General features: G+C 63.2%; 13 protein-coding genes and 1 tRNA gene. 7 read left to right on the top strand and 7 right to left on the bottom strand.

Annotated features, from left to right (window positions below; translation table 11 throughout):
* Positions 1-39 precede the first annotated feature (39 nt).
* The gene (locus tag AC3D25_RS05115; RefSeq protein WP_488887380.1) at positions 40-1,344 is read right to left on the bottom strand and encodes an MFS transporter; all 1,305 of its coding nucleotides are present in this window, start codon (positions 1,342-1,344) and stop codon (positions 40-42) included.
* A 265-nt stretch (positions 1,345-1,609) separates the two neighbouring features.
* Positions 1,610-2,083 carry a TonB family protein gene (locus tag AC3D25_RS05120; protein ID WP_488887381.1) on the bottom strand — a complete coding sequence of 158 codons (474 nt, stop codon included), beginning with the start codon at positions 2,081-2,083 and terminating at the stop codon, positions 1,610-1,612.
* A 131-nt stretch (positions 2,084-2,214) separates the two neighbouring features.
* Here AC3D25_RS05120 and AC3D25_RS05125 point away from each other — a divergent pair, with 131 nt between their 5' ends.
* From AC3D25_RS05125 to ppk2, 3 genes are all read left to right on the top strand, one after another.
* On the top strand, positions 2,215-2,373 hold the full coding sequence (locus AC3D25_RS05125; protein ID WP_488887382.1) for a hypothetical protein: 159 nt from the start codon (positions 2,215-2,217) through the stop codon (positions 2,371-2,373).
* Positions 2,374-2,565: 192 nt separating this feature from the next.
* A complete protein-coding gene (locus AC3D25_RS05130) occupies positions 2,566-2,808 on the top strand; it encodes an HP1242/YdcH family protein (RefSeq protein ID WP_488887383.1) in 243 nt (80 codons plus the stop codon).
* Between the two features lie 119 nt (positions 2,809-2,927).
* Positions 2,928-3,956 carry a polyphosphate kinase 2 gene (gene ppk2, locus AC3D25_RS05135; RefSeq protein WP_488887384.1) on the top strand — a complete coding sequence of 343 codons (1,029 nt, stop codon included), beginning with the start codon at positions 2,928-2,930 and terminating at the stop codon, positions 3,954-3,956.
* 62 nt (positions 3,957-4,018) lie between these two features.
* Here the strand turns inward: ppk2 and AC3D25_RS05140 are convergent.
* The 5 genes from AC3D25_RS05140 to rph form a co-directional block, all read right to left on the bottom strand.
* Positions 4,019-4,108 (bottom strand) — tRNA-Ser (locus tag AC3D25_RS05140).
* A 56-nt stretch (positions 4,109-4,164) separates the two neighbouring features.
* On the bottom strand, positions 4,165-5,355 hold the full coding sequence (locus AC3D25_RS05145; protein ID WP_488887385.1) for an MFS transporter: 1,191 nt from the start codon (positions 5,353-5,355) through the stop codon (positions 4,165-4,167).
* Positions 5,356-5,387: 32 nt separating this feature from the next.
* A complete protein-coding gene (gene hemW, locus AC3D25_RS05150; protein ID WP_488887386.1) occupies positions 5,388-6,608 on the bottom strand; it encodes a radical SAM family heme chaperone HemW in 1,221 nt (406 codons plus the stop codon).
* A complete protein-coding gene (rdgB, locus tag AC3D25_RS05155) occupies positions 6,605-7,231 on the bottom strand; it encodes an RdgB/HAM1 family non-canonical purine NTP pyrophosphatase (RefSeq protein ID WP_488887387.1) in 627 nt (208 codons plus the stop codon). Before rdgB ends, hemW begins: the two co-directional genes overlap by 4 nt.
* On the bottom strand, positions 7,224-7,982 hold the full coding sequence (gene rph, locus AC3D25_RS05160; RefSeq protein WP_488887388.1) for a ribonuclease PH: 759 nt from the start codon (positions 7,980-7,982) through the stop codon (positions 7,224-7,226). The genes rdgB and rph overlap by 8 nt, the downstream gene beginning before the upstream one ends.
* Positions 7,983-8,268: 286 nt before the next feature.
* Here rph and AC3D25_RS05165 point away from each other — a divergent pair, with 286 nt between their 5' ends.
* The 4 genes from AC3D25_RS05165 (at position 8,269) to AC3D25_RS05180 (ending at position 12,616) form a co-directional block, all read left to right on the top strand.
* Positions 8,269-9,201 carry a YicC/YloC family endoribonuclease gene (locus tag AC3D25_RS05165; RefSeq protein WP_488887389.1) on the top strand — a complete coding sequence of 311 codons (933 nt, stop codon included), beginning with the start codon at positions 8,269-8,271 and terminating at the stop codon, positions 9,199-9,201.
* Between the two features lie 6 nt (positions 9,202-9,207).
* The gene (gmk, locus tag AC3D25_RS05170; RefSeq protein ID WP_488887390.1) at positions 9,208-9,885 is read left to right on the top strand and encodes a guanylate kinase; all 678 of its coding nucleotides are present in this window, start codon (positions 9,208-9,210) and stop codon (positions 9,883-9,885) included.
* Between the two features lie 57 nt (positions 9,886-9,942).
* Complete coding sequence (gene rpoZ, locus AC3D25_RS05175) at positions 9,943-10,146, top strand: DNA-directed RNA polymerase subunit omega (protein ID WP_488887391.1); 204 nt, start codon at positions 9,943-9,945, stop codon at positions 10,144-10,146.
* A gap of 61 nt (positions 10,147-10,207) precedes the next feature.
* Complete coding sequence (locus AC3D25_RS05180; RefSeq protein WP_488887392.1) at positions 10,208-12,616, top strand: RelA/SpoT family protein; 2,409 nt, start codon at positions 10,208-10,210, stop codon at positions 12,614-12,616.
* Positions 12,617-12,698 lie beyond the last annotated feature (82 nt).

Below are 12,698 nucleotides of genomic sequence, written 5' to 3' on the forward strand. Positions count from 1 at the left end.
GGCGCGCAGCCGGCGCGCCTCGTCGACGCGTCTCGTCCGTCAACTCAGCTTGATGCCGCGAGTCTCGCGCATGCACAGCACGCCGATCAAACTCACCGCCGCCGCCGCCGACACATACCCGCCGACCCAGGTCAGCCCGCCGCGATTGGCGAGCAGTTGCGCGATGTACGGCGCGACCGATGCGCCCAGAATCCCGCCGAGGTTGTACGCGACGCCCGCGCCGGTGTAGCGCACGTTGGTCGGGAACAACTCGGGCAGCAACGCGCCCATCGGGGCAAACGTGACGCCCATCAGAAACAGTTCGATGGTGAGGAACAGCGCGACCGCGTAGGTGTTGCCGCTGCCGAGGAGCGGCGCCATCGTGAAGCCGGAGAGAATCGCCAGGAGACAGCCAACGATCAACACCGGCCGGCGGCCGAAACGGTCGCTGGCACGCGCGGAAAGGGGCGTCGCGAGCGCCATGAACAACACCGCGAAGCACAGCAGCCCGAGGAATTTTTCGCGCGTGAAGTGCAGCGTCGATACGCCGTAGGACAGCGAAAACACCGTGGAAATGTAGAACAGCGTGTAGCAGACGACCATCGCGAGCGCGCCGAGGATGGTCGGCCCGAGGTATTTGCCGAGCAGCGTCGCGATCGGCACGCGCACGCGTTCGTCGCGCTCGACGGCCGCGCGAAACGCGGGCGTTTCCGCGATTTTCAGGCGCACGTAGAGGCCGAGCGCAACCAGCACCGCGCTCACGATAAACGGCACGCGCCAGCCCCAGCTGCGGAATTGATCGTCGGAGAGGGAAAGCGCCAGGCCGAAGAAGAGACCGTTGGAGGCGAGAAAACCGATCGACGGCCCGAGCTGCGGGAACATGCCGAACCAGCCGCGCTTGCCCGGCGGCGCGTATTCGGTCGCGAGCAGCGCCGCGCCGCCCCATTCGCCGCCGAGTCCGATGCCCTGGCCGAAGCGCAGCACGCAGAGCAGGATCGGCGCGAGGCTGCCGATGGAATCGTAGCCCGGCACGAAGCCGATCAATGTGGTGGAGACGCCCATGACGAGCAGCGACGCGACAAGCGTCGATTTGCGGCCGATGCGGTCGCCGAAATGGCCGAAGAGAAACGAGCCGATCGGACGCGCGACGAACGCGATGCCGAACGTGACGAACGCCGAAAGCGCCTGCGCGGCGGGCGAACTATGCGGGAAAAAGACCGGGCCGATGACGAGCGCGGCGGCGGTCGCGTAGACGTAGAAATCGTAGAACTCGATGGCCGTGCCGATAAAGCTCGCGAAAATCACGCGCGAATTGCTGTTTTTTCCGTCGTTGGGCGTGGCGGCGGAAAATGATGCTGATGACATGGAGTCTCCGTTTGTCTTGATGCTTGTCGGTTCTGGCCGATGAGTTTGGCCGATGAGCGGCTGCCATCGGCACACGTCTTTTATTGTGATTTGACGCGTCGAATGTCCGAGGACAATTCGCCGGAAAGCGCCGGCACGAGTGGTGCGGCGCGCTTCGGGCGGCGCTTCGGCCGGCACGCGGATGAGCGCGCGGCGGAGGCGTTGCCGGACAGGCGTCCGGCGGGCAATGCCAAAAATTATAACGATCGTGCGCGGCGCGGGGCAATTAATCGATGGTCGTAGCCTGTGGGGAATGCGCGCTCTGGAGCTGGAATTTGCCGTTATCGTTGAAAAGCCAGCCTTCGAAAAGCTCCAGCCGGCCAACGCCGTTCAGAAGCCGCGCGGGCGGCGCGGGCAACGGCGATGCGCGGCGCAGCGACGCCAGCGCCGCCGATTCGGCTTCGTCGTCGCCGTTGCTGCGGTAGACCTCGGATTGCAGCACGCGGCCGTTGCCATCGACCGTGTACGCAACCACGACGAGCGAGCGCAGCATCGCTTGCGGCGTGCCTTTCAGCGCAAGCGAAGGATTGCGCTCAAGGATATGTTGGGCCACGCGCGCCTTGTACTGATCGAGCGTCACGCCGCTCGCAGCCGCGGCCGGGCGCGGCTCGGCGGGTTTCGGCGGCGGCGTGATCGTGCATGCCGCGAGCGCGATGGCCGCGAGCAACGGCAAAGCGTATTTAAACTTGACGAGAGTCATGGGCGCTTCAAATTGACCGGAACGAGCCGCGATGACCCATGGTATCGAAAAGCGCAACGCTGGACGATTGGGGGAAATCGGGTCCGACTCTTGCTGACAAATCGTCAGTTCAACCGTGCAAGGAGCCAGCGATGAGCAGCGATCCGACCAATGTGACCGATCCGCAACCGGCGGAGCACAGCGATAACGAAAAGAGCAAGCTTCCCGAACGCGACGACGAAGCGCGCAAGCAGGCGCCAAACGATCAGCCTGGGAAAAAGCCGGGAGAAGGTGAGCCGGACGTGGGTTGATCGAGCGTTAAAACCGTTGAAGAAGAAAGCCCGCGAATTCGCGGGCTTTCTTCGTTATGGGACGACGCAAAAAGGCTCAACAAACGTCGATTAAATATGACATTGGTCAGTGCGATTCCTCAGCAGAATGCTCAATATGATCGGCATCACCGGGATGCCGACTCTTTTTGACCACTGCAGGAGGAACGACCCATGTTTCCCGAATTCCGCGATCTCATTTCCACACTCAAGACGCAAGACGCCCATTTCGCCAAGCTGTTCCATCGTCATAACGAACTGGATCAGCAAATCGAGAACATGGAGGCGGGGCGCGTCGCCGGCGACCACTTATCCATCGAGAATCTCAAGAAAGAGAAGCTGCATCTGAAGGACATGCTGTATGTCGCGCTGAAAAAAGCGTCCGCGGCGGATCAGGGCGTGCCTACGACGCATTGAACTTCGGAGTACGGAACTACAAGGACAAAACAAACTTGGCGTCGAATCTAACGAAACCTCTCAACAAATCGGCTAACCGTGCGCCCGAGCCCGCTCGGCGCGTTGCGCACGGCGATGTCATGCCGACCACCACGCCGCGAGCCGTCGAACTCAATGAACCGAAGATCGCGGCAGCGGTCGCGCTCGAACGGAACGCGAACGATCTGCGGCACGTTTTATCGGCTGCTTCGCAGGATTCGGGCACGTTGATCGACGCGCTCACGACGGTGATGAACGGCCTTTCGCCCGACGAAGCCGCTGCACTGCGCGCGTTGATGCTCGAAGGCGATCCGGCCGTGTGGCGCAAGGGCGCGTCGCTTCATCCCGACGACGAACTGGCGCCCGGCTGGCGCACGGGCGTGTACCCGTATAGCAACCTGATGTCGCGGCGGGCTTACGAAAGACAGAAATACGCGCTGCAGGTCGAGTTGCTGAAACTGCAGGCATGGGTGCGCGAAACCGGCCAGCGCGTCGTCATTCTTTTTGAGGGTCGCGATGCAGCCGGCAAGGGCGGCGCGATCAAGCGGTTCATGGAGCATCTGAATCCGCGCGGCGCTCGCGTCGTCGCACTTGAAAAGCCTAGCGAATCCGAACGCGGCCAGTGGTATTTCCAGCGCTATGTCCAGCACTTGCCGACGGCGGGCGAGATCGTCATGTTCGACCGCTCCTGGTACAACCGCGTCGGCGTCGAACGCGTGATGGGTTTTTGCACGCCAATGGAATACCACGACTTCATGCAGCAGGTGCCCGAGTTCGAACGCCATCTGGTTCGAAGCGGTACGCATGTAATCAAGTTCTGGTTTTCGGTGAGCCAAGAGGAGCAGCGGCGGCGCTTCAGGGAGCGCGAGATTCATCCGCTTAAGCAGTGGAAGCTGAGTCCGATCGACCTGGCGTCGCTCGACAAATGGGACGAATACACGGAAGCCAAGGAGGCGATGTTCGCGCAAACCGATACCGCCGATTCACCGTGGACCGTCGTGCGTTCGGATTGTAAGAAGCGCGCGCGGTTGAACGCCATGCGCTATATCTTGCACAAGCTGCCTTACGCGAACCGGGATATGAAGGCGATCGGCACGGTCGATCCGTTGATCGTCGGGCGTGCGCTTTGAGGTGAATGCGGGGGGAGTTTGGCGCGCGGGCCGGATTTTTCGGGCGCGCTGAAAGAAAGATCTGGCGGAGGCGGTGAGATTCGAACTCACGGAAGGATCGCTCCTTCGCCGGTTTTCAAGACCGGTGCCTTAAACCGCTCGGCCACACCTCCAGCAAGGCGCGTATTGTAGCGCAACTTTTCGCGCCGCTCATCGAGGGAAACACACTTCAGCCTTCGAGCGTGCGGGTCGCCTTCAGCGCGGGAAAAAGCCGCATCCAGAGAATCGCGATGGCAATCGTCCCCAACCCGCCGATCAACACCGCCGGCACCGCGCCGAACAACCCCGCCGTCATCCCCGATTCGAATTCGCCCAGCTGGTTGGACGTGCCGATAAACAGCGAGTTGATCGCGCCGACGCGGCCGCGCATGTCGTCGGGTGTCTGCAATTGCACGAGCGACATACGCACGACCACGCTGATCACATCCGACGCCCCGAGCGCCGCGAGTGCCGCAAGCGAGAGGAAAATGTTAGTGGACAACCCGAAGACGATCGTCGCCACGCCGAACGCAATCACGCCGCCGAACAATGCCGTCCCCGCGCGCCGCTTGAGCGGAAAGTGCGCGAGATAAATCGATCCCGCCAGCGCGCCGACAGCGGGCGCGGCGCGCAGGACGCCGAGTCCCCATGGGCCGGTATGCAGGATGTCGCGCGCGAACACCGGCAGCAGCGCGGTCGCGCCGCCGAGCAGCACGGCAAAAAGATCGAGCGACAGCGCGCCCAGAATCACCGGCTTGCTGCGGATAAACGCGATGCCCGAAAACAGCGCCTCGAACGAGAGCGGCGCGCGCACGCGCACGGCCTGTTCGATACGGATCGACGCCATCGAAAACGCCGCGCCGACGAACGCGCAACTCACCATGCCGTACACCGCGAGCGCGCCGACGCCGTAGAGCAGCCCGCCCATCGCGGGGCCGAGAATCTGCGCGGTCTGATTGGCCGACGTCGACCACGCCGTCGCGTATTGAAGCTGCGCGCGCGGTACGAGATTCGGCAGGAGCGCGGCCATCGAAGGCGATTCGAACGCGCGCGCCGCGCCGCTGATCACGGCGATCGCGTAGATCAGCGCGACGCTATCCCAGCCGCGCCACGCGCCGACGCACAGCGTGAGCGCGGCCAGCCCTTCGATCACCTGGCAAACCGTTGCGATGCGCCGCCGGTCGTAGCGGTCGGCGACATGGCCGACCAAAAGCGTCAGCACGAACATCGGCACGAATTGCGCGAGGCCGACCAAGCCGAGCGCGAACGCGCTGTGCGTGATCGCGTAGATCTGCCAGCCGATCGCAACCGACAACATCTGGAATGCCATCGACGACATCACGCGCGCGCTCCAGAAAAGCGCGAACGGCCGGTGACGCATGACGGAACGGGGCAGGGCGGAAGGCGAGACGCTCAAGGTGACTTGTCGCTTTTCAGGAAGAGTTCCTGAAGGTCGTTGAGGAAATTCTGGCCGCGCTCGGTCGGCGCGATGCGTTCGAAATCGCGCGTGATGAGCCCGCGCTGTTCGGCGAGCGCGAGCGCCGGTTCGATGGCGGACATCGCGAGTCCGGTGCGTTCGAGAAATGCATGGACCGGAAATCCTTCGACGAGCCGCAGCGTGTTCAGCATGAATTCGAACGGCAGATCGCGCGGGCCGACTTCGCGTTCTTCCTGCACGGGCGTGCCGGTGAGCGCCTGATCCATGTAGGTGGCGGGATGTTTGTAGCGCGCCTGACGCAGGATCTTCGACGGAAACGACAGCTTCGTATGCGCGCCCGCGCCGATGCCGAGATAGTCGCCGAAGCGCCAGTAGTTCAGGTTGTGACGGCTCTGCCGATGCGGCTTCGCATACGCCGACACCTCGTAGCGCCCATAGCCCGCCTGCTGCGTGCGCTCGTGTATCCAGTCCTGCATGTCGGCGGAGGCGTCGTCGTCGGGCACGTGTGGCGGGAATTTCGCGAACATCGTGTTCGGTTCGAGCGTGAGGTGATACAGCGACAAATGCGGCGGCGCGAACGCGAGCGCGGTTTCGATATCGGCGCGGCACTGGTCGAGCGTCTGCTCGGGCAGCGCGAACATCAGGTCGAGGTTGAAGTTATCGAAATTGCGCGCGGCAATTTCCACGGCGCGGTGCGCCTGCGTCGAATCGTGGATCCGTCCGAGCGCCTTCAGATGCGCCTCGTTGAAACTCTGAATGCCAATGGACAGCCGGTTCACGCCGCTTGCCCGGAACTGCGCGAACTTGTCGGCTTCGAACGTGCCGGGATTGGCTTCGAGCGTGATTTCGGCGTCGGCGTCGAGCGGCAGCAACGCGCGCGCATCGGACAGCAGGCGGTCGAGACCCTTCGCGGACAGCAGGCTCGGCGTGCCGCCGCCGATGAAGATCGTGTGCACCTGACGGCCCCACACGAGCGGCAACGCGCCTTCGAGATCGGCGCGCAATGCATCGAGGTAACGTTCCTCGGGAAACGCCTCGCCCTTCCACTCGTGCGAATTGAAATCGCAATACGGGCACTTGCGCACGCACCACGGGAAATGCACGTAGAGCGAGAGCGGCGGCAGCGACGTCAGCCGGATACTGCCCGGCGACGTGAACGCCTTCACGACATTGATGGTTTGCGGACCGGTGCTCACGCCAGTTCCTTCAGCCGCGCGAGCAATTGTTGCAGGGCGATCGCGCGATGGCTCGTGGCGTTTTTCGTGGCCGGATCGAGCTCGGCGGCGGTGGCGTTTAGCGTCGGCAGGAAGAAATGCGCGTCGTAGCCGAAACCGTTCGCGCCACGCGGCTCATCGATCACCTCACCGTGCCAGCGGCCTTCGGCGATCAGCGGCTCGGGGTCGTCGGCGTGACGCACGAGCACCAGCACGCAGAAGTAATACGCGCGGCGGTCGGCTTCGTCCGCGAGATCGGCGATCAGCCGCGCGTTGTTCGCGGCGTCGCTTTTCTCGCCGCCCGCGCGTTGCGCGTAACGCGCCGAGTACACGCCCGGCGCGCCGGAGAGCGCGCGGACGCAGAGGCCGGAGTCGTCGGCGAGCGCCGGCAGACCGGTCAGACGCGCGGCGTGGCGCGCCTTTTCCAGCGCATTTTCGACGAACGTCGCGTGCGGTTCCTCGGCTTCCGGCACGCCGAGCGCGCCTTGCGCCACGAGTTCGATCCCGGCGGCGTTCAGCAGCCCGGCGAACTCGCGCAGCTTGCCCGCGTTGTTCGACGCGAGGACCACGCGCCCGGGCGCGCTCTTCAACGTGCTATCAGACACCTTGCAACTCCAGCGCGGCCTTCTGCTTGGCGATCAACGTATCGATCCCGCTCGTCGCGAGGTCGAGCAGCGCGCTCATTTCGTCGCGCGAGAACGGCACGCCTTCGGCCGTTCCCTGAACTTCGACGAAACCGCCCGCGCCCGTCATCACGACGTTCATGTCGGTGTCGCATTGCGAGTCTTCGTCGTAGTCGAGATCGAGCACCGGCTCGCCTTCGTACACGCCGACCGAAATGGCCGCGACGAAATCGTTAATGGGCGATTCCGCGATCTTGCCTGCCGCGATCAGCTTCGACACCGCGTCGTGCGCGGCGACGAACGCGCCGGTGATGCTGGCCGTGCGCGTGCCGCCATCGGCCTGAATCACGTCGCAATCGATATGCAGCGTGCGCGCGCCGAGCTTGTTCAGGTCGAACACCGAGCGCAGCGCACGGCCGATCAGCCGCTGGATTTCCTGCGTGCGTCCGGTCTGCTTGCCGCGCGCGGCTTCGCGGTCGCTGCGCGTGTGAGTCGCGCGGGGCAACATGCCGTATTCGGCGGTGAGCCAGCCTTGATCGCGGCCGCGCAGGAATTCCGGCACGCGCTCGGCGATGCTCGCCGTGCAGATCACCTTGGTATCGCCGAATTCGACGAGCACCGAACCTTCCGCGTGCTTCGTGTAATGGCGCGTGATGCGCACGTCGCGCAACTGGTTCGGGCGGCGGCCGCTCGGACGTGTGAAGGCGGATTGAAGCTGAGTGGAGTCGGTCATGGAAGGCGCTGGAAGAGGGGACGAGCCGCGCAGGCGCGCACGGCGTAACTCACGAATTTTAGCGTTATTCGGGTTCAGCGTCTGATCGGCGTCGGAAGGCGCGCACGAAGCGTCGCGGCAAAAACGCGCCTGCATGGCCTACATCGGGCGTCGCTCGGCAAAAATGGGATAATGCGTCCTTCCTCGCCCGGACACCCTATGCGTGCGTTCTCCGCGCACCTCGATACCGGGCGGATCGAAGTTATCCGGCCTTCGTTCTGAAGGCCAAGAAACCGCGAGACGTACCATGATCTACAGCATGACAGGCTATGCCAGCGCGACGCGCGAAGTCGCCGCGGCGGGCACGGGAGCCAATGGCTCGGGCATCGGGGTATCGGTTGAATTGCGCACGGTGAATTCGCGCTTTCTCGACCTGAATTTCCGCATGCCCGAAGACGTGCGCGTCTGCGAGCCGCAATTGCGCGAAATGCTGATGACGAAGCTGTCGCGCGGCAAGGTCGATATTCGTATCAACCTGAATCGCGCCGAACAGACGGCGACCGCTGGCGCGCTCAATCGCGACGCGCTTTCGCAACTCGCGGCGCTGGAGCAGTCGGTGCTGTCGATTTTCCCGGACGCCGAACGCATGCGTACCGGCGAAATCCTGCGCTGGCCGGGCATTTTGTCGGAGAGCGGCGTGTCGCCGGACGTGCTGCGCGATGCAGTGCTCGCGTGCGGCAAGCAGGCGATCGCGGATCTGATCGACGTCCGCGCGCGTGAAGGCGCGGCGCTCGGCGCGGTGCTGATCGCGAACGTGACGGAGATGGAAGCGATCGTCGCGCGCATCACGCCGCTCGTGCCGGAACTGATCGCGAAGCATCAGCAAAAGATTGTCGAGCGGCTGCAGGACGCGCTCGGTATCGCCGCGCCGGAAAGCACGTCGACGAGCATTCCGCGCGAGGAAATCGCCGAACGGATTCGCCAGGAAGTGACGATGTACGGCATCCGCATCGATATCGCGGAAGAGTTGCAGCGGCTGATCGCGCATCTGACGGAAACGCGTCATGTGCTGCAAAAGGGCGGCAAGGTCGGCAAGCGGCTCGATTTCATGATGCAGGAGCTGAACCGCGAGGCGAACACGCTCGGCTCGAAAGCGGCGGCGAAGGAACTCGCGGATGCGTCGATGACGCTCAAGCTGTTGATCGAACAGATGCGCGAGCAAGTACAGAACCTGGAGTAACGCGACATGACCGATTCGACGCGCAACGCGCATCTCAACACTTATACCGGCACGTATCCCGGCAATCTGTTCATGGTCGTGGCGCCTTCGGGCGCGGGCAAATCGACGCTCGTGAACGCGCTGCTCGCGCAGGATCCGGCGATTCGGCTGTCAGTGTCGTTCACGACGCGCGCGCCGCGTCCGGGCGAGGAAAACGGCGTGCAGTACCACTTCGCCACCGTCGACGACTTCATGGCCCGCCACGCGAAGCACGAGTTTCTCGAAAGCGCGGAAGTGCATGGCAATTACTATGGCACGTCGCGCGTGTGGATCGAGGAGCAGATGAAAAGCGGCCACGACGTACTGCTCGAAATTGACTGGCAGGGCGCGCAGCAGGTCAAGAAGCAGTTTCGCAACGCGGTGGAGATCTTCATTCTGCCGCCGTCGCTCGACGCGCTCGAAGACCGTCTGAAGAAGCGCGGACAGGACTCGCAGAACGTGATCGTGCGGCGTTTGCTCGCGGCCGGCAGCGAGATGGCGCACGCGCCGGAAGCGGAGTACGTAGTGATCAACGAGAATTTCGAGCGGGCGCTGGCCGAACTGCAGTGTCTCGTCGCGGCGACGCGTTTGCGCTTCGGATCGCAATACGCGCGCCACACGCAGCTTTTCGTCGAGTTGGGGATTCATTCGCCGCACGCGGAGTGATCAGGCCTACCCGTCACATAAGGTAGAATAAAGAACATATTGAGAAGGAAGCAAAACATGGCCCGCATCACCGTTGAAGACTGTCTGAAAATGATTCCGAATCGCTTCGAGCTCGCGCTCGCGGCAACCTATCGCGCGCGTCAGCTCGCGCAGGGCCACACGCCGAAGATCGAAAGCCGCGACAAGCCGACGGTCGTCGCGCTTCGCGAAATCGCGTCCGGCCAGGTCGGCGTGGAAATGCTGAAGAAGGTGCCGGTTTAACGGCACGACTCAGTCCGCGATTTCGGCCTACCCAACCGCATCGTCCACCACGGAGGCAAACATGAGTGAGAGCCATTTGCCCGTCTCCGTGGATGCGGAGCACGAAAACTCCCACGACGGCGCACACGACGGCGCGCAAGAGTCCGACCACGACTCGCATTCGCCCTCGGCGGCGCGCAAATATATCGACGCGGTACTGGAACAGTCGTTCCGGCATCTGTTCGGTCCGACGGCGACGCCCGAAAAGCCGCGCCGTCACGACGTCGTTTCCATTGCGAAACTGACCACCACGCTGGCCTCCTACCTCACGCCCGAGGAAATCAAGGAGGTCAAGGCCGCTTTCCATTTCAGCGACGAAGCTCACCTCGGCCAGTATCGGCAGAGCGGTGAGCCGTACATCACGCATCCGGTCGCGGTCGCGGAGATTTGCGCAGGCTGGAAGCTGGATGCACAGTCGATCATGGCGGCGCTGCTGCACGACGTGATCGAAGATCAGGGCGTGACGAAAGCCGAGATTGCCGAGCCGTTCGGCGCGAAGGTCGCGGAACTCGTCGACGGGTTGTCGAAGCTCGACAAGATGGAATTCCGCAATCGCGAGGAAGCGCAGGCGGAGAATTTCCGCAAGATGCTGCTCGCGATGGCGCGCGACGTCCGCGTGATTCTCGTCAAGCTCGCGGACCGCTTGCACAACATGCGCACGCTCGGCGCGGTCTCGCCGGAAAAGCGGCGGCGCGTGGCGCGCGAAACCATCGATATCTACGCGCCGATCGCTCACCGGCTCGGCCTGAACAATACGTATCGCGAATTGCAGGATTTGAGCTTCGCGAACTTCAATCCGAACCGCTACGCCACGCTCGAAAAAGCGGTCAAGGCGGCGCGCGGGAATCGGCGGGAAGTGGTCGGCAAGATTCTCGAAGCGGTGCAGCGCACCATCGCCGATGCGAAAATCACCGCCGAAGTGACCGGCCGCGAAAAGACGATCTACAGCATCTACAAAAAGATGCGCGACAAGCAGTTGTCGTTTTCGCAGGTGCTCGATGTCTACGGTTTTCGCGTCGTGCTGGAGAGCGCGCTCGAGTGCTACACGTGTATCGGCGCGCTGCACGCGCTGTATAAACCAGTGCCGGGCAAGTTCAAGGATTACATTGCGATCCCGAAAGTGAACGGCTATCAGTCGCTTCACACCACGCTGGTCGGTCCGTTCGGCGCGCCGATCGAGTTCCAGATCCGCACGCGCAAGATGCACGAAATCGCGGAAGCGGGCGTGGCCGCGCATTGGCTCTACAAGAACGGCGGCGCGGATCTGAACGACGTGCAAAAGCGCGCGCATCAGTGGCTGAAGTCGCTGCTCGACATTCAGAGCGAAGCTGGAGATTCCAGCGAATTCCTCGAACACGTCAAGATCGACTTGTTCCCGGATGCCGTCTACGTTTTCACGCCAAAGTCGAAGATCATGCCGCTGCCGCGCGGCGCGACGGCGCTCGATTTCGCGTATTCGATCCACAGCGACCTGGGCAACCAGTGCGTCGCGGTGAAGATCAACAACGAACTCCTGCCGCTGCGTACGGAACTGAAGAGCGGCGATATCGTCGAGGTCATCACCGCGCCGTATTCGAAGCCGAACCCCGCGTGGCTCGGGTTCGTGCGAACCGGCAAGGCGCGCTCGGCCATTCGCCATTATCTGAAGACGATGCGCCTGAACGAATCGGTGCAACTTGGCGAACGGCTCGTCGATCAATCGCTCAAGGGTTACGGTCTTTCGCTCGCCGAGGTCACGCCGGAAGTGTGGGAGCGGCTCGCGCAGTGGACCGGCAACAAGAACCGCTCGGAAATTTTCGCCGATATCGGCCTCGGCCGGCGCGTGGCCGCGGTCATGGCGAAGCGGATCGAAGTGCTGATGAACGGCCGCGACGATGACGATTCGCCGCGCGAAAGTTTCACCACGAACACCGCGCCGCCGGTGGTGATTACCGGCACGGAAGGCATGTCGGTGCAGTTGTCCGCGTGCTGCCGTCCTATCCCCGGCGACGACATCATGGGCTATATCGGCATCGGCCTCGGTATGGCGATCCACACGACCGATTGCCGCGTCGCGCAACGTATTCATCGGCGCGATCCGGGCCGCTGGATCGACGTGGCGTGGGCGCCGCAGCCGGGTCGCCTGTTCGATGTCGCGGTGAAGGTGCTGGTCAATAACACCAAGGGTGTGTTCGCGCGAGTCGCGGCTGACATCACGTCGGCGGACGCGAATATCGTGCATATCGCGATGGACGAGGACGTCACGCAGGAATCCACGTTCCTGCGTTTCGTGATCCAGGTGAGCGACCGCGTGCATCTCGCCAACGTCATGCGCCGCGTGCGCACGAACCCGGACGTGATGCGCATCGCCCGCGAGCGCCCGAGCGACGAGCCGCACCATCGCAACAGCGAAGGCGGCATGCGGGTCGATCGCGAGCGCGGCGATTATTGATTGAACGGCGCCGTGGCCGAACGGCGCTGGAACATATCCTGCGGTCCTGTACTCATTCGACGTACGCACAAGGGCACACCAA

This window comes from Caballeronia sp. SL1002, assembly GCF_057814995.1.